The 21,635-nt window shown below is 62.2% G+C and carries 16 protein-coding genes; 4 read left to right on the top strand and 12 right to left on the bottom strand.

Going from position 1 to position 21,635, the window contains the following annotated elements; genetic code table 11:
• Positions 1-96: 96 nt before the first annotated feature.
• The 3 genes from nudC to EP30_RS02770 form a co-directional block, all read right to left on the bottom strand.
• Complete coding sequence (gene nudC / locus EP30_RS02780) at positions 97-1,167, bottom strand: NAD(+) diphosphatase (protein ID WP_140555971.1); 1,071 nt, start codon at positions 1,165-1,167, stop codon at positions 97-99.
• A 27-nt stretch (positions 1,168-1,194) separates the two neighbouring features.
• Positions 1,195-2,064: an alpha/beta fold hydrolase gene (locus EP30_RS02775; protein ID WP_258185327.1), complete on the bottom strand. Its 870-nt coding sequence runs from the start codon at positions 2,062-2,064 to the stop codon at positions 1,195-1,197.
• 134 nt (positions 2,065-2,198) lie between these two features.
• Complete coding sequence (locus EP30_RS02770; protein WP_140555968.1) at positions 2,199-2,822, bottom strand: DUF4916 domain-containing protein; 624 nt, start codon at positions 2,820-2,822, stop codon at positions 2,199-2,201.
• Between the two features lie 245 nt (positions 2,823-3,067).
• Here EP30_RS02770 and trxA point away from each other — a divergent pair, with 245 nt between their 5' ends.
• Both trxA and EP30_RS02760 read left to right on the top strand, forming a co-directional pair.
• Positions 3,068-3,409, top strand: a complete 342-nt coding sequence (gene trxA / locus EP30_RS02765) for a thioredoxin (RefSeq protein ID WP_140555965.1) — start codon at positions 3,068-3,070, stop codon at positions 3,407-3,409.
• Positions 3,410-3,592: 183 nt separating this feature from the next.
• Positions 3,593-4,639: a phage tail tip lysozyme gene (locus EP30_RS02760; protein WP_094664819.1), complete on the top strand. Its 1,047-nt coding sequence runs from the start codon at positions 3,593-3,595 to the stop codon at positions 4,637-4,639.
• Positions 4,640-5,971: 1,332 nt separating this feature from the next.
• On the opposite strand, the gene pstB is transcribed toward EP30_RS02760, so the two are convergent.
• The 4 genes from pstB to pstS all read right to left on the bottom strand — a co-directional run bounded on the left by pstB (position 5,972) and on the right by pstS (position 9,988).
• Positions 5,972-6,751, bottom strand: coding sequence for a phosphate ABC transporter ATP-binding protein PstB (gene pstB, locus EP30_RS02755; RefSeq protein WP_094664817.1), 780 nt, complete (start codon positions 6,749-6,751; stop codon positions 5,972-5,974).
• Positions 6,752-6,787: 36 nt separating this feature from the next.
• The gene (gene pstA, locus EP30_RS02750) at positions 6,788-7,780 is read right to left on the bottom strand and encodes a phosphate ABC transporter permease PstA (RefSeq protein WP_094664815.1); all 993 of its coding nucleotides are present in this window, start codon (positions 7,778-7,780) and stop codon (positions 6,788-6,790) included.
• Positions 7,780-8,733 carry a phosphate ABC transporter permease subunit PstC gene (gene pstC / locus EP30_RS02745; RefSeq protein WP_094664813.1) on the bottom strand — a complete coding sequence of 318 codons (954 nt, stop codon included), beginning with the start codon at positions 8,731-8,733 and terminating at the stop codon, positions 7,780-7,782. The genes pstA and pstC overlap by 1 nt, the downstream gene beginning before the upstream one ends.
• 127 nt (positions 8,734-8,860) lie before the next feature.
• The gene (pstS, locus tag EP30_RS02740; RefSeq protein ID WP_140555963.1) at positions 8,861-9,988 is read right to left on the bottom strand and encodes a phosphate ABC transporter substrate-binding protein PstS; all 1,128 of its coding nucleotides are present in this window, start codon (positions 9,986-9,988) and stop codon (positions 8,861-8,863) included.
• Between the two features lie 372 nt (positions 9,989-10,360).
• Here pstS and EP30_RS02735 point away from each other — a divergent pair, with 372 nt between their 5' ends.
• A complete protein-coding gene (locus EP30_RS02735) occupies positions 10,361-11,065 on the top strand; it encodes a response regulator transcription factor (RefSeq protein WP_094664809.1) in 705 nt (234 codons plus the stop codon).
• 323 nt (positions 11,066-11,388) lie between these two features.
• Here the strand turns inward: EP30_RS02735 and EP30_RS02730 are convergent, their stop codons facing one another.
• From EP30_RS02730 to EP30_RS02710, 5 genes are all read right to left on the bottom strand, one after another.
• Positions 11,389-12,870, bottom strand: coding sequence for a cell wall metabolism sensor histidine kinase WalK (locus tag EP30_RS02730; RefSeq protein WP_140555961.1), 1,482 nt, complete (start codon positions 12,868-12,870; stop codon positions 11,389-11,391).
• A 197-nt stretch (positions 12,871-13,067) separates the two neighbouring features.
• Positions 13,068-14,510, bottom strand: coding sequence for an Nramp family divalent metal transporter (locus EP30_RS02725; RefSeq protein ID WP_375137730.1), 1,443 nt, complete (start codon positions 14,508-14,510; stop codon positions 13,068-13,070).
• A gap of 61 nt (positions 14,511-14,571) precedes the next feature.
• Positions 14,572-15,306, bottom strand: a complete 735-nt coding sequence (locus EP30_RS02720; protein ID WP_094664805.1) for an HNH endonuclease family protein — start codon at positions 15,304-15,306, stop codon at positions 14,572-14,574.
• Between the two features lie 4 nt (positions 15,307-15,310).
• Complete coding sequence (locus tag EP30_RS02715) at positions 15,311-16,165, bottom strand: aldo/keto reductase (protein ID WP_094664803.1); 855 nt, start codon at positions 16,163-16,165, stop codon at positions 15,311-15,313.
• 63 nt (positions 16,166-16,228) lie between these two features.
• Complete coding sequence (locus EP30_RS02710; protein ID WP_140555959.1) at positions 16,229-19,927, bottom strand: ATP-binding cassette domain-containing protein; 3,699 nt, start codon at positions 19,925-19,927, stop codon at positions 16,229-16,231.
• Between the two features lie 683 nt (positions 19,928-20,610).
• Here EP30_RS02710 and EP30_RS02705 point away from each other — a divergent pair.
• A complete protein-coding gene (locus tag EP30_RS02705; protein ID WP_140555957.1) occupies positions 20,611-21,615 on the top strand; it encodes a zinc-dependent alcohol dehydrogenase family protein in 1,005 nt (334 codons plus the stop codon).
• Positions 21,616-21,635 lie beyond the last annotated feature (20 nt).

Genomic DNA, 21,635 nt, shown 5'->3' with positions numbered 1-21,635 from the left:
CCACACTCGTCCCGCAGTGAACAGAGCCGTATGGCATGGGCGAACACTTACGAAATACTTGCTGAAGGGGGTATGGGAATCGGCTGACAGTTCATGTCAGCTGAGCGGCTGACCGTACCATTCCTCGATCATGTATCGGGCGATGGTGGCTTTGCCCGGCACCTCGATCCTGCCGGTGATCATGGCGTTGGTGAACTCGTCGTGAGTGAACCACTGCGCATCGCCGGTCTCCTTATGATCCACGCGAATCTCCGTGCTCAGGGCACGTGCCTTGAACGCCATCATGAGCGACGACGGGAACGGCCACGGCTGCGATCCCAGGTATTTTACCTCGCCGAGCGTGATGCCGGTCTCCTCCTTGGCCTCACGGCGGGCGGCATGTTCAAGGTTCTCGCCGGCCTCCACGAATCCGGCCGACGCCGAGTAGAGGTTGTTCCGCCATGCGGTGTTGTGCTGCAGCAGCACGCGGTTGCTGCCATCGACGATCAGCGTGATCACCGCCGGTTCGATGCGGGGGAACAGGATGCGGTTGCCGTCGGATTCGTTGGTGCAGCGCTGGGCCCAGCCGGCGAGCGCCGGGCGGACCTGCGAACCGCAGCACGGGCAGAATCGCTGACGGTCGTGCCAGATGCCCACGGTGACGGCACTGGTGGCCAGTCCGGCGTCTCGGGCGCTGGCGTGCGGCGCGAATCCGCGCAGGTCCACCCAGTCGAAGATCTCGGCCGCGCGGGCGACGGGCGATGCCGTCGATCCGTCAAAGGCATGATCAGCGCCGATTCGGGCGTCATCGGGCACCGTCTGCACCGCCCGGGTGATGTCCAGTGCCACATAATGCGTTCCGCTGGCCGACTCGGTGCGGTCGGTGCCGAGGAACATCGCGACGATGCCGTTGCGACCGCGCACATCGTCGACCACATAGGATCCGGGTACGAGCGCGGGACGGATCTTCGCCGACTCAAGATCGACCTTGGCGCCCTGTCCCTTCGGCACGGCGATCAGACCGTGGTTGACGAGCATCACGCGCGTGGACGGATCGGCGAGCAATGTGTCGATCAGCCCCTCCTCGCCGCGGCGGTCCACCTCGTAGTCGATGGTGCCTTGGGCAAGCGGCAGGAACGGCAGCGTCTGCGTAAGCGCCAGCGGGGAGAACGCCGAGAAGTCAGCCATGATTGTCGTAGTTTCCTTTCGTCAATATCACATAGTGGACGCGCGATGCTGCACGTCGAGAATCGCACGGGCCACCACGTCGGGCTTTTCCACGCAGGTGAAGTGTCCGGCGTCGTACACCGTGGTGAACGCGCATTCAGTGCCGGTCATCTTCTCCAGCATGGGGCGCATGCGATCGGGGGCGCTGGACGGATCGAGCGTGCCGGACACCAGACCGGCGGGCACGGTGATCTTCGCGAGCTGCGGCGTCTCGTCCGGCCGTCCCGCAGCCATGCGCTGACGCCATGCCACGCCTTCCGGATGCTGTTCGTTGATCCAGCGCGTGAACAGGTCGATGAACGCCGGTGACTTCTTGAAGTCGGAATCGTCCGGCTGCGGCTGGGCGAAGTGCATGACCGGCTCCACGGTGTGCTCGGTCTCGCATACGTTCGCGATGCGCAGACGGTTGGCGCGGGCTGTCGGGCCGTCGCCCTCGGACTTGGTGTCGCACAGCACCACGCCGGCCACCACCTCGGGATGCAGACGGTGCACAGCAAGCGTGAGGTATCCGCCCATGGAGATGCCCACCCACACGGCCTTGGTGTGACCGGTGGAGAGGAACTCCCTGACGAACGACTCCGCCATGCGATCCATGGCCTCAGGGTAGGCGCCGTCGTCGGCCACCGGGCCGGTCTGCTCGGCGGAGGGCACCGGGCACTCGCCGGCACCGGGCATCTCCAGTCCGTACAGCGCGAACGGGCGATCCTGCTCGCCCTCGCTGATCGCGCACAGCACGGACGCACATTCGTCCCACACGCGATGATCGATCGGGAATGCGTGCACCAACACCACCGGCACACCCTGATCCACGTTTGCGGCGGGCTCGCGATACGTCGTCCGCAGAATCGTCATGGTCATGATCGTTCAAGTCCTTCCCTTGGTCGTTGATTCGTCTGGTCGTTGATTCGTCGATATATGTCGGGATATATCGGGATATATGTTGTGTCGTGTGACTACTGACTACTGACTACTGATTACGCACGGTTGCGTCGTCAGCCGGCCCAGCCGATGGCACGACGGAGAATCTCGCCGTGTCCGCCGGCCATCTGCGCCATGAAGTCGGGACGTCGCACCTCGGCCGGGTCCACCCATTCGACGTCCAGCGTCTCGTCCTGCGGCTTGCAGTCGCCGGCGATCGGCACCACATAGCACAACGTCACCGCGTGCTGACGGGGATCGTAGAATTCGGAAACGCCCGGCGTGGGGAAGAACTCCGCCACGGTGAACGGCTGGAGGCTCAGCGGCAACAACGGCAGGGCGATGTCGCCCAGATCCTTGGCGATGTTACGGGCCACCGCCTCGCGCAACGATTCATGGAACAGCACACGACCGCAGATCAGCGTACGTTCGATCATGCCGTCGGGACCCATGTGCAGCAGCGTGCCCACCTTGGAGATGCGGCCGAAGTCGTCGGCGCGCACCGGGACCACCTCCACGTACACGATCGGCATCTTGCCGCGCAGATCATCGATCTCCGCAGAACTCAGCCATCCCGGAGGATTGCTGCCGTCGGAGCCGCGAATGAAATCATCGGGAGTGATGTTGTCGAACTCGCCACGGCGACGCGAGGCGTCGTAGTCGCCCTCGTCGGGCACTTCGTCATTAAGAACCGGCATGCCCACCATTATCGGCCCGCCACATGACCTTTTCATGACGACGGCCTTTGCAAACGCGACACGAATCGTGGGAAATCACGCAACGTGGAACACCCGTCGACGATCCTGCGCCATGAGCTTACCCACTGTCGTGTCGCGGTCCGCTATGAGATGCTGGTAGCGATTTACCCATTGATGTGCGGTTGCGCGCGGTCTTCCATCACAGAAAGCGATGCGGACGCGACGCACGCGATAGGAGGACGATTATGGCGACCCATGAGCTGACCACCGAAAACTTCGAAGAGACGATCACCAAGAACCCGCTGGTGTTCATCGATTTCTGGGCCACGTGGTGCGGTCCGTGCCGTGCATTCGGCCCGACCTTTGAAAAGGCTTCGGAGACCCACGACGACGTGTACTTCGCCAAGGTGGATATCGACCAGCAGCAGGGTCTTGCCCAGGCGGCCGGCATCTCCGCAGTACCCACGCTGATCGCGATCCACAACGGCGAAGTGGTGTTCAAGCAGGCCGGCGCGCTGCGTCCTTCCGATCTCGAGACGCTGATCGGCAAGGTGAAGGAGCTGGAGGACGCTCCCAAGGCCGAGTAATGCGAGCTAGACGACGTAGGCCCAGTTAGTCCGGGTAACGTCCGACGTTCACATATCCCGACGCATATACCACTTCCGGTGTGGCGACACGGTGTACGCCGCACCGGAATTTTTTCCCTCGTCATAACCGATCGGTAGAATATGGAGGCAGTGTGAGCCTTATCGGTCGATCTAAGGAGATTCATGGCGAGTCATCGCAAACCGAAGGAATTTATCCTCAAACGCCTTACCAAACGTCAGTGGATGCGTATTGCAGCCGGAAGCGCGGCCGCGGCACTGCTGATCGGCGGCGGCATCGTCTCCCGTGACTTCTATCAGACGAACCCCACTCATGCGCAGCAGAGCATCTCCTCGTACTCCGCCACCAAGAGCGACGAGGTCAACGCGTTCAAGGCGGCATCCCGTGGCGACGCCCGCGGGTCCGACGCCAACACCGCCTATGTGAAGGTCGTCATCAACGGCGAATCCCGCCTGGTGCTGGGCACCGACTTCACCGACGTCAAGTCCGTGCTGGATCAGGGCAGCATCACCCTGGAGCCGGAGGATTCCGTCTCCCCCAGCCTTGACACCAAGGTCACCGAGTCGACCACCATCACCATCGAGCGTGCCGGCAGCACCATCGAGACCGCCGACACCGAGATTCCGTTCAACACCGTCGAGGAGAAGACCGACTCCCTGCCCGCAGGCACCACCAAGGTGAAGACCGAGGGCGAGGCCGGCGTGATGGAGGCCACGAACCTGGTCACCAAGTCCGGCGGCAACGTCGTCTCCAGCAACACGATCAGCTCCTACGTGAAGAAGGCCCCTGTGAACAAGGTGGTGCTTATCGGCACCGGCAGCACGGCCTCCTCCACGCCGAGCACGTCCAACAAGAGCGACGCCGGTTCGTCCGATTCGTCGTCCAACGACATCGGCACCACCATTCCTGCCAGCGACATGCAGCAGTGGGCACATGACTACCTGCTGTCCAACGGCTACACGGAAGCCGACTTCACCGGCATGGTGTACATCATCAACCACGAATCCGGTTGGAATGTGACGGCCACCAACGCATCCTCCGGCGCATACGGCCTGCCGCAGGCACTGCCCGGCAGCAAGATGGCTTCCGCCGGCGCCGACTGGAAGACCAACTACCAGACTCAGCTCAAGTGGTTCATCGGCTACTGCAACGACCGTTACGGCGGAATCCAGCAGGCCTACACGTATTGGTTGTCCCATCACAGCTACTGATTCGCCGATCCTCTGATTCGCCGATCCGCGACTGACCGATCTCATACGTAATCCCCGCCCGGGCTAATCCGGGCGGGGATTATTTGTATATGGGTATCGGCATTGGTATCAATGATTCCGAGATTACGACGAGTGCAGGGAGCGAACCCGAATCAACACTGCGGGTCCAGTCATTCCATGCAACGAACCCGCAGCGAAACAAGGGGCTTACTGCAGGTACAAATGGTCTGCATAACAAACCCGCAGTGAAGAAAGTACCTCACTGCGGGTCTCACACATCATCCCAACAAACCCGCAGTATGACAACCTCCACACTGCTGGTCAAAACGGTCTGCACAACAAACCCGCAGCGAAGGGCAACAGAGAAGCGGACTATGTGCGACTATGGGCATCGGGAACAATGCTGAAGGTGCGGGCGAGAAGTTGGGCGTTTCGGCGTTCGGATTGGAGTTCGCATGTATCCGGTTGGCTTGTTCCGTATGCGGCCTCAGACCGGCAAGGGCAGGGATGCCCCATTGCCTGGGATTGCGATGCGAAGAAGGATGCCGACGCCTGCGAAAGCGGATTCGACGTCGGAAAGGCCGGGCCGGTCACGCCAGCCGGCGGCAAGCCGACGATGCGAATGAGACCCACGCGCTGCCCCCTGTCCCTCGGCCGGCGTACGGAAACATGCTCGGCGCCTATGCCCCGGGCCTGAGCAATTCGGTGCGTGTTCGACGCATGCGTGCGTCCGATGAGTATCGGAGATCGTCTCCGGTGCCTGTTGGGCGTATGCGTGCGTCCGATAGGCACGAAGCTTCGCTCCCGGTGCCTGTTCGACGTACGTATGCGCCCGATGGACACCGCGGACCGTCCCCGGTGCGTGTGTGTCACACGCGTGCGTCGGATAGGCACCGGGATTTGTTCCCCGTGCTTGTTGGCCACACACATGCGTCGCAAGGAGCATTAGTCGTTGGGTGATGAGGGCTTATGGCCCCAACGACACGCCAACGCACGCGAATAAACCCACGTTCCGACCCTTACCCCCCGATTATGAACCGATACCAGAGCATCGTGAAACAGAACCGAAAGAGGTGACAGAACGCCACGGCACAATACAAAAGGCTCCTGTCTGCCCGTAGGCAGAAGCAGGAGCCCTTGGCATCCCCAGTGGAGAGAAGAAAAAACACAGGGGAAGAATAAAACCGCCGGGAGGAGGGAAACCGTGCGCACTAGGCTATGCGCTGCCGACGGCGGTGTGAAAGCCGTGTACAACCATACGGCCTCCACGCACACCGACCGCACATAACCCGTGCAGACACAGCCATGCGAAAGTTCCCCCGGCGGAGTGGATCAGCCGAAGCGACCGGAGATGTAACGCTCGGCCTCTTCGTTCTGAGGATTGTGGAACATGGTGTCCGTGTCAGCGAAGTACTCAAGGTGACCAGGCTGACCGACGGCCTTCAGGTTGAAGAAGCCGGTGTAGTCGGCGATACGAGATGCCTGCTGCATGTTGTGGGTCACGATCACGATCGTGTAGTCGCCCTTGAGCTCGTTGATCAGATCCTCGACGGCCAGGGTCGAGATCGGGTCAAGAGCGGAGCAGGGCTCATCCATGAGCAGCACCTGCGGGTGCACAGCCACGGCGCGGGCGATGCACAGACGCTGCTGCTGACCACCGGACAGACCGATGCCGGGGTTGTCAAGACGATCCTTGACCTCTTCCCACAGGTTGGCACCACGCAGAGCCCACTCGACAAGCTCGTCAGCGTCGGACTTGCTGATCTTGCGGTTGTTCAGGGTCACACCGGAGAGCACATTCTCACGAATGGACATCGTGGGGAACGGGTTCGGGCGCTGGAACACCATGCCGACGTCACGACGCACGGCCACGGGGTCAACGTCCGGAGCGTACAGGTTCTTGCCTTCGAGCAGAACCTCGCCCTTGCAGTGGGCGCCGGGGATGATCTCGTGCATGCGGTCGAGGGTGCGCAGCACGGTGGACTTACCACAGCCGGAAGGTCCGATGAATGCGGTAACCTTGTTCGGCTCAATCTTCATGTTCACGTCTTCGACGGCGAGGAAGTTGCCGTAGTAGACGTTCAGATGGTTGACATCAATTCGCTGTCCCATTTGTTTTCCTTAACTTGATTCGTTCTATGCGGCGACTTACTGTTCCGTCTTCACGGCGAAGACCTTGGCGACCCAACGTCCGAGCAGGTTCAGCAGAAGCACGATGATGATCAGCACGAGAGCGGCGGCCCAGGCGCGTTCCATCGGGATGGTGGGCACGCAGCTGGCGTCGGCGGAAGCCGGGCAGGTCACGGAGAGCTTGCTGTACTCCTGGTAGACGAACACAGGGAGGGTGGTCATCTGTCCGCTGAACAGGTTGACGTTGGTGCTGGAGATGAAGCCAGCGGTCATAAGCAGAGGAGCGGTCTCACCGATGACTCGTGCGATTGCCAGAATCACACCGGAGACGATACCCGGAAGGGCGGTGCGGAGCACGATCTTGGTGATCGTACGCTGCTTGGTCACGCCCAGAGCGTAGGAGGCCTCGCGCAGATCGTGAGGCACGATCTTCAGCATTTCCTCACTGGTCTTGACCACGGTCGGGATCATCAGCAGCGACAATGCCACGGAACCTTCGAAACCGTTGATGGTACCGGGTCCGAAGAAGATCGTGAACATCGAGTATGCGAACAAACCGGCGACGATGGACGGGATACCACTCATGACGTCGACGAGCAGGGAGATCGACTGGGCGAGCTTGCCGCCGCGCTGTGCGTATTCCACAAGGTAGACGGCGCACATCAGACCGATCGGGATGGAGATGACCATGGCACCGAGCGTGATCTCCAGCGTACCGATGATGGCGTGGAGCACACCACCGTAGCCACCGGACGGAGTCGGGTTACCACCGATGACGCCCGTCATGTTGAAGGTGAGGAAGTTGATGTTCAGGCGCTTGATACCGTTGAACAACGTGGTCCAAAGCACGGAGATCAGCGGGATCAGGGCGATGATGAAGGCCACGTAGATGAGGCCCTGCATGATGATGTCCTTGCGCTTACGAGCCTCGATGAACGAGCGCGTAGGAGCAAGCTTGTCGAAGTCAGGCTGCTTGACCTTGCTGAATTCGGTGGGGTTTGCGGAAGTCATCACACGCTCGCTTTCTCAGTGATCTTACGGGCGATGAAGTTGACCAGGAAGGTGATGATGAACAGCACCAGACCGGTTCCGATCAGCGTGGAGACGCCCAAATCGTTGGCTTCAGGATACTGCGCGGCGATGTTTGCAGCGATCGTCTGGCTCTGGGAAGCCTGCAGCAGCTTGACAGAGTAGGTGAGGCCAGGGGACAGAATCATGAGGACTGCCATCGTCTCACCAAGTGCACGACCAAGGCCGAGCATGGAGGCGGACACGACACCGGACTTGCCGAACGGAATGACGGCGAGCTTGATCATCTCCCACTTGGTGGCACCCAGAGCGAGAGCGGCTTCCTGCTGCAGACGCGGAGCCTGCTGGAAGATATCGCGCGACACGGAGGTGATGATCGGCAGGATCATGACGGCGAGCACCACGGCGACCGTGGCGACCGTACGAGCCGGGCTGGCGGCAGGACCCTCGAAGATCGGAATCCAACCGAGGTAGGTGGCCACCCAGTTCCAGAAGGGGCCAATGGCCGGGACCAGAATCAGACCACCCCAAAGACCGTAGATAACGGAGGGGATGGCGGCCAGCAGATCGACGACGGAGCTCAGCACCACAGCCACCTGCTTCGGCGCGTAGTGCGAGATGAACAGTGCGATGCCCACGGCGATGAAGAAGGCGATGATCAGTGCCAGAGCTGCGACGAGGACTGTACCGAACACAAGCGGTCCGACGTACTGCCAGAAGTTGTGCGCCTTTCCACCGGTGAACGATTCCACGGTGGCGGCGTTGGCGGACTGATCTCCGCCGATGAGGGGCCACGCACGGAACAGCAGGAACAGAGCCACTGCTGCGAGCGCGACGAGGATCAGAATACCGGCGGCGTAGGCGAAGAACTTGAAGACCTTATCTCCGGTCTTTCCAGTGTTCTCCTGAACTACCGCTTTGTCTTGCGAACTCACGGGTTCTCCTTACACAAAGTAGTGGTCGGATCTAGACCCGACAAAGCCGCAGTGCTTCTCGCTTCAGGCGGAAACACCGCGGCCTGATCGGATTTGGATTCCTGGACTCAGTTACCGATTATTCGGTTCACTCGGTCTTGATGGCGTCGATGGACTTGGTGATCTTGGCGCGCATCGTGTCGGACAGCGGAGCGGAACCGGCGTTCTTGGCGGCCACGTCCTGACCATCCTTGCTCACCACGTAGGTCAGCCAGGACTTCACGAACTTGGCGGTGTTGGCGTCCTTGTAGGCCGGGCAGGCGATGTCGTAGGAGACCAGCACCAGCGGGTAGGCGCCGTCGGCGGTGGTGTTGTGGTCGAGCTTGACAACCACGCGGTTCTCACCAGTGGCGGACTCGTCGAGCGGGGAGGCGTCGACGACCTTGGAGGCGGCTTCAGCCGAGTACGGCACGTACTTCTCGCCGACCTTCAGGGCAACGGTGCCGAGGTCGCCGGCCTGGGAGGCATCGGCGTAGCCGATGGTGCCGTCGGCCTGCTTGACGGTGCTGATGACACCGGAGGTGCCCTTACCACCCTGACCGACTTCGTTCGGCCAGTTCTCGCTCAGGTCGTAGGTCCAGGAGCTCGGAGCGGCATCCTTGAGGTAGCTGACGAAGTTCTGGGTGGTGCCGGACTTATCGGAACGGTGGACCACGGTGATGGCGGTGTCAGGCAGAGTGACCTTCGGGTTCTGCTTGGCGATGGCATCGTCGTTCCACTTGGTGATCTTGCCGTCGAAGATCTTGGCGACGGTGTCAGCGTCCATGTTCAGGTGCTTGTCCTGACCGGAGATGCCGTTGAGGTTGAAGACCACGGCGATCGGGGAGATGTAGGCCGGGATGTCGAAGGCGGTGGTGTTGTCAGCGCACACGGCCTTGGACTTGTCGACCTGCTCGCTGGTCAGGGAGGCGTCGGAGCCAGCCCATGCGGTGGCACCGGTGAGGAAGGTGGTGACACCAGCGCCGGAGCCGACCGGGTTGTAGGCGATCTTGGCGTCGGGGTTGGTGGCCTGGTAGGAAGCGATCCAAGCTTCGACGGCGCTCTGCTGGGAGGAGGCGCCGGCACCCTGGAAGTCGCCGGAGATCTTCTCGGCGGAGCTGGAGGAGCTGGATCCGTTGCTGGAGCCGGAGGTGTTGTCACCGCAGGCCGCCAGAGAGGCGAGCATGGCCAGACCGGACACGACGGCCACGGAACGCATAAGAATGTTCTTTCGCATAACTATTCCCTCTTGTATCCTTTTCCGTCGCGAACATCGGAGAACCGTAATTAACCGTATTCGCGACCGCGTGCCGCCTTCAGGTTGTTGTCATTGGCAAAACACGCTTTTTCATGACAATTCAAGACTATGAGAGACTTTGATAGCCCAAGACCAAAGTCGGTGAACGGAAAGTGAACTTGTGCTGATATCTGCTTTCTACATCGTTTGGATGTAGATTGTGTAGCTTCCGATAACGTACGCTGGGTAAAGTTCTGACGTTTGCATGGTGAATCTCAGGTATCAACCCGACGATGTATGCTGTCTGTGCCTGAGTAAGTTGCCTTTGGCCGCAAAGCCACGGGCAAATCAACACGAGAGGGAGTCAATCACATGACCCGCATACTGGTCGTCGAAGACGAGGAATCCTACCGGGAGCCCCTGGTCTATCAGTTCACCCATGAAGGCTACGACGTGGTGGCGGCAGCCACCGGGGAAGAGGGCCTTGAGCTGTTCACCAAGGGCGGTGTGGATCTGGTGCTGCTCGACCTTATGCTCCCCGGTCTGGACGGCACGTCACTGTGCCGCAGGATCCGCGAACAGAGCCGCGTGCCGATCATCATGCTGACGGCGAAAAGCTCGGAGATCGACAAGGTCGTGGGGCTGGAGATCGGCGCGGACGACTATGTGACCAAGCCGTATTCGTTCCGCGAGCTGCTGGCCCGTGTACGTGCGGTGCTGCGTCGCGCGCCCGGCAGCGCGGATGGCTCCGATTCCGCCGACGACGATATTCCGCTGGTGTGCGGACCGATCCGCATGCAGGTGGGACAGCACGCGGTGACGGTGCACGGCGAGAACGCCTTCTTCCCGCTCAAGGAGTTCGAGCTGCTCGAATACCTGATGCAGAACAAGGGCCGTGTACTCACCCGCCATCAGCTGATCGACCGCGTGTGGGGTTCGGATTACGTTGGCGACACCAAGACGCTGGACGTGCACATCAAGCGTGTGCGTTCCAAGATCGAGGAGGATCCCGCCCATCCGCACTACATCACCACCGTGCGCGGTCTTGGCTACAAGATCGACGAGCCGGCGGAGTAGTACGAGACGGTTTGTAGAACAATCTTCGTAGGATTCCGTAGATTCCGTCGGGATCCGTGAATGTGAATCCGCATGTGAATCCGCATAGATGAAACGCTCCGGCTTCCCGATAGGTATCGTACCGATTCAGGAAGCCGGAGCGTTTCATATGCACAGGCATGCGATATGAGTCTGCGAATGCGCGCGAAGTAACGCACGGAAGTCACATGTGGCGGGACCCGGCTTACCATGTCCTGACAAAAACTGCCGAAGCCACCGGACTCACCAAAGCCACTAGGCCTACAGACATCTGGGCCTGCTAAGCATCGTCGGCGCTACCGGGTCTACCGGGCCTCACCGACCAAGTCCTGTTCAGCGTCGTCCTCGGCATCAACGGCGTCCGCGCTGTCCGTAACGTTCACACCGTCCGCGGCATCCTGCTTCACCGCGTTCTCCTCCGCCTGTGATTGACGGGATTGATGCTCATCCTCGGGCAGATCATCGTCGTTGGACTGATCTTCCGCCTTGGGCAGATCGATGGTGAACGTGGAGCCCTCCCCCGGCCGGGACCATACGGAGATCGTACCGCCGGCGTCCTGCACGACGTGCTTGGTGATGGCGAGGCCTAGACCAGTGCCGCCCGTGGCACGGGAGCGTGCCGGATCGACGCGATAGAACCGTTCGAAGATGCGCTTCTGCGCGTCGGCGGGAATGCCGATGCCCTGGTCGACGACGCGGATCTGCACACGGCCGTTCTTCCGCACGCTGACGCCGACATGCGTATTCTCCGGCGAATAATGGATGGCGTTCTCCACCAGATTCTTCACTGCTGTCTTGAGTGAATCGGCGTCGCCGTTGACGATGATGTCGTCGTCGAGCGATGTGTCAGGCTGCCCGTCCGCGGTGTATTCGGCGCTCGTGCCTTCGTCATCGTCGCCGAAGTACATGCGGATATCGATGTGCTTGGCGGCGGCCTGCACTTCGTTTTCGGACACGGCCTCGCGAACGATCTTCGGCACGGATACCGGCTCGCTGTCCGCGGCGGCGAGTCCCTTGTCATCCTGCACCTTCTGCAGGGCGATGAGCTTCTGCACAAGTTCGGTCAGGCGTTCGGACTCCTTGGAGATCCTTCCGGAGAAGTAGCGTACGGCGTCCGGATCGTCGGCGGCGCTGGAGACGGTTTCGGCGAGCAGCGATATCGCGCCGGCAGGGGTCTTGAGCTCGTGCGACACGTTGGTGACGAAGTCGCGGCGCATCTGCTCGAAATGCCGTTTCTCGCTGACGTCCTCAAGAAAGATCACATACAGTTCATTGGCGCCGCCGGCGTTGGCGATATCCATGCCGAACGTGACGGACAACGGTTCGATGGTGGCGATATGTCCGATACGCACCTGCAGATACACGTTCGACTGGTCGGTGATACGCCCGGACGGCGATACCGCAGTCACTTCGATCTCACGGTCGCGGATCTCCCCATCGGCGGCCACCTGCGCAAGCAGATCACGGATCTCCCCCGAGATCAGATGACCGTCACGCACGACGTCGAGATTATCCAGTCGAGGACTGGCGTACCGCACGTCGCCAAGCCCGTCGACGATGATGGCACCGCTGCGCAGCGTCTTCAGCAGATTGCGTGACGCCTCGTCGGCGGACACTCCCCTGCCGTAGAGCGACTTCGGAATGGCGTTCTGTTCGCTGGCATGACGTGTCTGGGCACGCTCCTCGCCGGACATCACGCCGTACCGCCATGCCAGAATGATGAGCACAAGCGCGATCACAGCCATGATCACTACGGCGACAACCACTGCCGTCACGGAATCCGACATCGTCCGTCCTGTTCTCCTTGCGCAGGCGCATACACCCGCCGTCGATCGTTTTTCGTCTACCACATTATGGACGGACCACAGACGACACAACGCTCCAAGCGGACGGACGGTATACCGAACATGGACGTCGGATGAATTTTGCAGCGATATCGGCGTGTCATCGCGCGACATTCACATCGAATGCCGAATGCCCCGAGTCAGTTCCTCCCCATGAAGGTGAGCACCACCAGTGTCACGTTGAGCACGATGATCAGCGCGGCCACCAGCATGAAGATCACATGCTTGACGGGCCCATCCGCCCATTGGCCCATGAGCTGGCGATCGTGCGTATAGCGCATGAGCGGAATGATAGCGAACGGGATGCCGATCGAAAGGATCACCTGCCCCACCACCAGCGCGAACGTGGGGTTCGAACTGAACCAGAGGATCACGAGGGCCGGCACGAGCGTGATGATGCGGCATGCCCACATCGGCGCGTCCACGTGCAACAGGCCGTGCATGATCTCCTGACCGGCGTAGGTGCCCACCGACGTACTCGACAGACTGGATGCGAGCAGGCCGATCGAGAAGATCGTGCCGATGACCGGTCCGAGCACCTGCACCACCGCATGCTGGGCACCTTCGATCGTGTCGGTACCGGACATGCCATGCAGACTGTTCGCGGCGAGCAGCAGCAACGCCAGATTCACGGTGCCGGCGAGCAGTAGCGCCCACACCACGTCGATCTTGGTGCCGAACAGCTCGCGACGGATGTCGGGGCGCTCCTTGCGCCCCTCGTAATGGTCATTGACCAGCGTGGAATGCAGGTATATCGCGTGCGGCATCACCGTCGCCCCCAGCATGGAGCTGGCCATGAGCACCGAGTCCGACCCGTTGAAGTGCGGGACCAGACCGCCGAGCACCTTGGATGGAGCCGGCGGCTCGATGAACAGTCCGGCGATGAAACCGAATGTGATGACGAGCAGCAGCGCCACGATGAGCTTCTCGAACAGATTCTGGCTCCTGCCCTGGAACCGCAGCAGCACGGTGGAGACCGCGCCGATGATGCACCCGCCGACGAACATCGGCAGACCGAACAGCAGATTGAGGGCAATCGCCCCGCCGATCACCTCGGCCAGATCGGTGGCGATGGCGATCACCTCGGCCTGCGCGAAGAACAGCAGTCGTCCTCCCGGGTTCATGCGATTGCCCAGCAGCGCGGGCAGCGACTGGCCGGTCACGATGCCCAGTTTGGCGGATTGGTACTGGATGAGCACGCTCATCGCATTGGCGAGCACCAGCACCCAGACGAGCAGGAATCCATACCGTGCGCCCGAGGTGATGTTGGCGGCCACGTTGCCCGGATCCACATAGGCCACGGCCGCCACGAAGGCCGGTCCGATGATGGCCGACAGCTTGGTCTTGGCCCCGGTATGCGGGGTGGCCAGCTTCGGCACGCTACGCATGTGCTGGTGGTGGGGTCTGCCGCTGGCGGCGAGCACCGCCGCCTCATCGGGATCCACGAACCCGGAATCCACGGGTTCGGAGCCACTGTCATGTTCATTGCGTTCGTGATTATCGGACGGCTGTCGACCGTTCAGCGTCTGATTCGATTGATTGCGATCGTCCATGTTCGTACGTTCCCCATCATTCATACTCACAGCGCCGTTATAACACCTTCACGTATCGGGTGGCGAACCGACTCGTCGATCAGGCACGATTTCAGCGGTCGGGCACGGCCTGTCCCGGACATTCGGCGAGCGTCTTGAGCATGGCGTTCTTCTCCGCCGTGGTCACACTCAGCCCATACTTGGCCTTGACACCGATCTGTCGGGCCACGTACGCGCAGTCGTACGACGCGTTCGGCGGCAGCCAGACCGACGCGTCGGCATCGCCCTTCTCCACGTTAGCCGGACCGTCGACGGCCAGCAGATTGTACGGATCGTTGCTGAACTCGTATCGCTTCTTCGTGTCCCACGAGTCCGCGCCGGACTTCCACGCGTTGTTGAGCGCCACCACATGATCGATCTGCACGGCGGCGCTGGTGGTCTGACCGCGTTTGAAGGTGATGGTCCTGCCGGTGTAGGGATCGTCGAGCGTGCCGGATTCGACCTTACACCGTTCGGCGTTCGCATAGGTGACGTTCTTCAGATCGCGGGCAAGCGTATCGTTGCGCGAATCGCAACCGTTGCCGTCGGGATCGTATTGGCGGAAGCCGAATGCGTCACGCTGGTAGGTGCTCGACGGCTTGCGATCGTCGACCACAGCAAGCGTGGCCAGCGTGTCCGCGGCGCTGCCGGTCGCCGTGTATTCACCGGTCGCCCGCCCCACGGTCACGCTCACCTGCGGCAGCAGCAGTCCGGCGCTGATCCCGATCACGACGGCCAATACCACGAGGATCGCCAGCCGTTCCAACGGTGACGATCCTCGGAATGCGCGTCTGCGACGTTTGGCCATGCGATCAGCTGTAGGAGAAGGTACGTGGATCGTGGCCGGCGCGCGTCGGGCCGTCGAGCGCGTCGATGGCCGCATGCTCCTCCGCAGTGAGCGCGAAGTCGAACAGCGAGCCGTTCTCGATCTGACGTTCGCGATGCACGGACTTGGGGATGATGATCGTGCCGTTCTCGATATGCCAGCGCAGAATCACCTGGGCGTGGCTGACGCCATGCGCCTCGGCGATGCGGGCGATCACGCCGTCGCCGGCGTTGAGATCGGCACCGCGCGCGATCGGCGAGTACGCCTCCACGGCGATGCCGTGCGCCTTGCAGAACGCGGTCACCTCACGCTGCTGCCAGGTGGGGTGCAGTTCGATCTGATCGACGGCGGGCCACTCCCCCGTCTCCTCGTGCAGGCGTTCCAGATGCTCGGGCAGGAAGTTGCAGACGCCGAGCGTGCGCACACGACCCTCGTCGCGCAGACGCGTGAACGCGCGCCACACGTCGGCGCTGCGCCAGTCGAACGGCGTGGGCCAGTGGATCATGTACATGTCCACGTAGTCCGTGCGCAACAGACCGATCTGACGGTCGAACGCCGTGAGCGCGGAGTCGTATCCCTGCTCGGAGTCACGGAGCTTGGTGGTGATCCACACCTGCTCGCGCTTGCTGCCATGCGCGTATCCGGACGCTTCCAGCGCCTGTCCCACACCGCCCTCGTTGCCATAGCCGGCCGCTGTGTCGATGTGACGGTAGCCCACTTCGAGTGCGGATTTGACGACCGGCGCGGTGGCGTCGTCGTCAATGCGCAGCACGCCCAGTCCGATCTGCGGAATGGCCGCGCCGTTGGACAACGTGATGTTCGGAATCGGTCCAAATCCCATAGGTGCTCCTTGCTCGTCAGACGATATCCATCTTCCTGCCATGATAGAACGACCGGTTTCGGCCTACTCGCGGATCGGCCGGCCCGTCTTCTCCGCCGTTGTCGCCGTTTCCGTTGCCGACGTTTCTGTTGCGGCCGGGCCGACCTGCAGCACGCGATCGGCGATGCGCATGGCGGATTCGCGGTGGGAGACGAGCATCACGGCCGGTCCGTCCGTGGTGGCAAGCGCGTCGATGGACCGTAGGATCACGGCCTCGTTGAGTGCGTCGAGGCGGCTCGTCGGCTCGTCGAACAGCACCAGATCGGCGCGGCGCAGGAACACGCGGGCCAGTCCGATGCGCTGGCGCTCGCCTTCGGAGAGACGGTCGCCCAGCTCGCCCACGGCGGTGTCGAGTCCGTCCGGCAGCGAGTCGATGAGGTCGGTCACGCTTGCGCGACGGCAGGCGTCGGTCAATGCCTCTTCGCTGGCGTTCGGATCGGCCAGCAGCAGGTTCTCGCGGATCGTGCCGTCGAACAGGTAGGTCTCCTGGGCGAGCATGGTCTGTACGCGACGGCGATGATGCGCGTCCACGTCACGCAGATCGGTGCCGGACATGCGTACCGTGCCGGTGTTCGGGTCCCAGTACCGCATGAGCAGCTTGAGCATGGTGGACTTGCCGGCACCGGAGCGCCCCTGCACGCCGAGCACGCCCGTGCGCGGCACGTCCAGCGAGGCGTCGGTCAGGATCGGCGTATCCGTTCCGGGGTAGGCGAAGGTGACATGGTCGAGCGTCATGCCGGTGTAGTCCGGGGTTGCGGTGCCGCGTTCCTCGACGGCCGGAGCCTCGTCCATGAGGGCGAACAGGCGGCGTGCCGAGGCGAACGTCTGGGTCAGGCTGGCCGGCAGGGCGCTCAGTGCGAGCGTGGGGCCGAACGAGCTGGAGATCAACGTGATGGCGACGATCGAGTTCGACACGCTGAGCGAGTCGGCGAACGCGAGCGACAACGCGATGGCCGCGGCGATCACGGTGAACAGTTCGACCAGCACACCACCGAGGCCGGCGAATACGCCGTTGGCGCGGCTGAGTCGTCCGCGACGGTTCCACAACGCCATGGTGCGTTCGGTGATCGAAGCCACGCGGTGCTCGCCCTGGTTGAAGCGGATGGTCTCGTCCATGCCGCGCATGCCGTCGAGCACATAGTCGTCAAGTTCGGCCGAGGTCTTGCGAATCTGCGCGCCAAGCGGCGTCACGCGCGCGGCGAACAGTCGGGGCAATGCCACGCCTACCGTCAGGTGGGCGACGATGAGCAGCAGGGCGAACCACGGGTTCAGTCCGGCCAGCAGCGCAGCGAACACGATCGAGGTGACGACGGCGATGACCACCGGGGAGATGGTGTGGGCGAAGAAGATCTCCAGCAGTTCCACGTCGGTGGTGATCAGGGCCACCAGATCGCCCTTGCCATGTCCGGCGAGTTTGGCCGGGGCAAGACGTCGCAGCGCGCCGAACGCCTTGTCGCGGAACAGGGCGAGCAGGCGGAATGCCACGTTGTGGTTCATGAACTGTTCGACGTAGCGCATGGCGCTACGGACCACCGCGCACACCGCCAGTCCGATCGTGGCAGGGACGACGCCGATGCCCCAGACGGGGTGGCCGGCGAGCGCGAACAGGCCGATCACACCGAACGTGGGCAGCAGGGTCGCCGCCAGATGGCCGATCACGCCGCAAACGACGGCTGCGGTCATGAATCCGGCGAGCGGTCGGGCCTGACCGAGCAGTCGGCGGATCAGGCCCATTGTGGACATCGTCGTGCCGTTCGGGGACGGTGACGAGGACTGTGCGGAATCAACGGATGCGGCATCGTCGACGTCGATGGCGTTGCCATCAGCATGCGTGAAATTCGCGTCGCGTACGGGGGTGGTACCGCGATCCCCAATGTTTTCCACCGCGCTTTGCGTGCGGAACAGTCGCTCGTATTCGCCGGCTGCCGCCATGAGTTCGGCGTGCGTACCGGTTTCGACGACCGTGCCGTGATCGAACACGACCACGTGGTTGGCGTCCACGGCGTTGGCCATGCGGTGGGTGATCATGATCACGGTCTTGCCGGATGCGGCGAGGTCGTGGATCGCGTCGAGGATCAGGCGCTCGCTTTCGGCGTCCACGTTGCTGGTGGCCTCGTCGAACACGGTGATGGCCGAATCGTGCAGCAGGCCGCGGGCCAGTGCGATGCGCTGCTTCTGTCCGCCGGAGAGGTTGGACGCGCCTTCGTCGATGCGCATGTCGAGCCCGTCCGGCTGTTTGCGGACGAAGTCGGCCACTCGGGCGAGTTCGAGTGCGTGCCACAGGTCGTCGTCGGTGGCGTCGGGGGCGGCCATGAGCAGGTTGTTCCGCAGGGTGTCGTGGAACAGGTGGCTGGTGGCGGAGACGATGGTCACACCGGCAAGCAGTGAATTCAGGGAGGCGTCGCGCAGTTCGACGGACGTGCCGTCATCCTTGCCGTCCTTGCCGGAAGTGACGCCGCGCAGGGCGATGGAGCCGGTGTAGCCGGTGAGCCGTCCGGCGATCAGACCGGCAGCGGTGGATTTGCCGGAGCCGCTCACGCCCACGATCGCGGTCAGTTCGCCGGGACGGGCGGTGAACGACACATCGCGCAGGGCTTCGGTGTCGTCGGCGTAGCGGAATCCCACGCCGTCGAATCGCACGGTCACGGCGTCGACAGGCATGACGCCGTTGCCGTGATCGGGTTCGGGGGTGTCGAGCAGGTCGAGGATCTTGCGGCTGGAGGTCATGCCGTTCATGGCCACATGGAAGTAGGAGCCGAGCTGACGCAGCGGGATGAAGAAGTCGGCGGACAGCAGCACGATGAGCAGCACACCGCCCAGGTCCACGCCGTACGTGGCGTACTGCCACAGGGCCACGCCGATGCCTGCGGCCGCGCCGCCGTACGCCACCAGGTCCATGACGGACAGCGAGCGCAGCTGGATCTGCAGCACGTTCATGGTCATGACGCGGAATTCCTCGGCGCGCGTGTTCATGGTGCGGTGGGCGCGTTCGTCGGCGTCGAAGTTCTTGAGGGTTTCGAGGCCCTGCAGGTCGTCGAGGAACGTGGCACCAAGATCGGTGTACTTGCCCCAGTATTTCTTGAAGACGCGGGCGGCGCTCATGGCGACGAGTCCGACGATGAGCACGATGAGCGGCGCGCAGACGAGCAGTGTGACGGCTGCCGGCAGGTTCACGGGCAGCAGCACGACGAACAGGGTGATGGGGGCGAGCACGCTGTAGAACAGCTGGGGCAGGAACAGGTCGAAGAAGGTCTGCACCTGTTCGACGCCTTCGCCGGCGAGCTGCACCACGTTGGAGGTGCGGACGGTGGATGAGTACGCGGGTCCGAGGGCGTGCATCTTGCGGATCATCTTCTGACGCAGCGCGAGCTTGACCTTTTCGGCGGCGAGGAAGCCCAGATGCGTGGCGCCGCGCGTGGCCGCATAGCGGATCGCGGCGATGATCACGAACGCGATGAGGTATGGGACGGCTTCGTTCGGCGTCATGCCGAGATGAAGATCGGCGAGTCCGGGCGCGGGCGCACAGCCGCCGTTCGGATCAATCTGACAGCTGGCCGGCACGGGACGGTGTGGATCGGCCGCGGTGAGCAGATCGAACAGGAATAGGACGAACGTGACGGCGAACGCGACGTTGGCCATCAGCGTGACCCACAGCAGCGCCGCCTTGCCGGCGACGAGTCGTCCGACCCCCGGCACTATGGAAAACAGACGTTTGTCGAACATATCTCCCCTGTTGCCTCGCTTTATCTATGTGTCTATGTGTCTATGTGTCATGAATGATTCATGATGCCGACGGTCGCGACGGTTCATGCGACGGACTCGGGCAGCCTTTCCACGGTATCGTGATTCGGATGATTACGGAAGGGTGCGAATTCAGCTCTACGCGGGTTTTCACGGATGTTGATTACGTCACATCGGCAGTACGCGGGCATGCGCGGGTCGCGAAATATCGTCACTTGGACTGCAATCACAATGTTCATAATCGTTGTAATTCGAGGCGTGTCGTCAGTTATAGAAATATAATTTGCAAAAGTTTTTTACATAAGGTACTGTTAGTGCCATCACAGCAACGAGGCAACAACGAGGAGGTGATCCGCCATGATGAGGTTCTTCGACGATGCAGCGTGCACGGCGGTACAGCTCCGCCACCGCCGCGAGCGGCTCGTCCGCCGTCAGACGCATCTGTAGTCGGCACAACACGACGACCGATCGGACAATCGGCGTCAAACTGCATACACCCTTCTGTTTCACGTGAAACATCTCTTGTATCCCCATGGCGACACAATGCAGCATCAGCCATGAACGGACATCCCCTCACAACAACAATCGACAATCAGCATTCGCGGCATGGAAGCCGCGCACCTCCCGCAGGTATGACAGCGGGAAGAAGATGGAAGGCAACAATCATGAAGGCTCTTGTTCTCACCGGCGTCAAGCAGTTCGAAATCCAGGATCTGCCCACCCCCGAAATCGCCCCGAACGAAGTGCTCATCAACACCGCATACGCCGGCGTATGCGGCACCGACCACGACCTGTACGCAGGCCGCCCTGGCTCCGCAGCCGCCGTGCCACCGATCGTGCTCGGCCATGAGAACTCCGGCGTCGTGGCCGCCATCGGCGACGAGGTCACCAACGTCAAGCCCGGCGACCGTGTGGCCGTCGACCCGAACATCTACTGCGGACAGTGCGAGTTCTGCCTCACCCAGCGCCCCGAAATGTGCGACCACCTGAGCGCCGTCGGCGTAACCCGCGACGGTGGCCTCGCCGAGCAGTTCACCGCCCCCGCCACCGTGGTCTACAAGCTGCCCGACACCGTGAGTCTGCGCGACGCCGCCGCCATCGAGCCCGTCTCCTGCGGCGTGCACGGCCTTGACCTGCTCGACCTGCGCCCCTACCAAAAGGCGCTCGTGATCGGCGACGGCTTCATGGGCCAGATCTTCGTGCAGCTACTCCAGGCCTACGGTGTGCACCAGGTGGACCTCGCCGGCATCTTCGACGAGAAGCTCCAGCGCAACAAGGACCTCTTCGGCGTCACCAACATCTACAACACCACCCGCGAGCAGATCCCCGCCGACACCTACGACGTGGTCATCGAAGCCGTGGGACTGCCCGCCACCCAGGCGCAGGCCGTGGCCGCCACCAAGAAGGGTGCACAGGTCCTCATGTTCGGCGTGGGCCCGCAGGAGGCGCACTTCGAAATGAACACCTACGACATCTACAAGAAGCAGCTCACCATCCAGGGCTCCTTCATCAACCCGCTCACCTTCAAGGACGCCATCGCACTCGTCTCCACCGGCAAGATGAACATCGGCGCGCTGATCAGCCATGAGATCGAGCTGGAGCAGGTGCAGGACTTCCTTGAGGGGAAGTTCACCGGGGTGTCGAAGGCCGTGGTGAAGGTCGGCAAGTAGGGTTCGGCTCGGCCCTCCCC

The sequence above is a fragment of the Bifidobacterium sp. UTCIF-39 genome (assembly GCF_006408715.1).
GTDB lineage: Bacteria > Actinomycetota > Actinomycetes > Actinomycetales > Bifidobacteriaceae > Galliscardovia > Galliscardovia tissieri.
Note: the sequence above shows the minus strand (reverse complement) of the source record. Positions and strands in the feature narration are given on the sequence as shown.

Coding starts and splice junctions, on each gene's coding strand:
- nudC (WP_140555971.1), bottom strand. CDS start 1,167: ATGGCTGACTTCTCGGCGTTCTCCCCGCTGGCGCTTACGCAGACGCTG.
- EP30_RS02735 (WP_094664809.1), top strand. CDS start 10,361: ATGACCCGCATACTGGTCGTCGAAGACGAGGAATCCTACCGGGAGCCC.
- EP30_RS02705 (WP_140555957.1), top strand. CDS start 20,611: ATGAAGGCTCTTGTTCTCACCGGCGTCAAGCAGTTCGAAATCCAGGAT.
- EP30_RS02715 (WP_094664803.1), bottom strand. CDS start 16,165: ATGGGATTTGGACCGATTCCGAACATCACGTTGTCCAACGGCGCGGCC.
- EP30_RS02770 (WP_140555968.1), bottom strand. CDS start 2,822: ATGCCGGTTCTTAATGACGAAGTGCCCGACGAGGGCGACTACGACGCC.
- trxA (WP_140555965.1), top strand. CDS start 3,068: ATGGCGACCCATGAGCTGACCACCGAAAACTTCGAAGAGACGATCACC.
- pstA (WP_094664815.1), bottom strand. CDS start 7,780: ATGACTTCCGCAAACCCCACCGAATTCAGCAAGGTCAAGCAGCCTGAC.
- pstS (WP_140555963.1), bottom strand. CDS start 9,988: ATGCGAAAGAACATTCTTATGCGTTCCGTGGCCGTCGTGTCCGGTCTG.
- EP30_RS02775 (WP_258185327.1), bottom strand. CDS start 2,064: ATGACCATGACGATTCTGCGGACGACGTATCGCGAGCCCGCCGCAAAC.
- EP30_RS02730 (WP_140555961.1), bottom strand. CDS start 12,870: ATGTCGGATTCCGTGACGGCAGTGGTTGTCGCCGTAGTGATCATGGCT.
- EP30_RS02710 (WP_140555959.1), bottom strand. CDS start 19,927: ATGTTCGACAAACGTCTGTTTTCCATAGTGCCGGGGGTCGGACGACTC.
- EP30_RS02720 (WP_094664805.1), bottom strand. CDS start 15,306: ATGGCCAAACGTCGCAGACGCGCATTCCGAGGATCGTCACCGTTGGAA.
- pstB (WP_094664817.1), bottom strand. CDS start 6,751: ATGGGACAGCGAATTGATGTCAACCATCTGAACGTCTACTACGGCAAC.
- EP30_RS02760 (WP_094664819.1), top strand. CDS start 3,593: ATGGCGAGTCATCGCAAACCGAAGGAATTTATCCTCAAACGCCTTACC.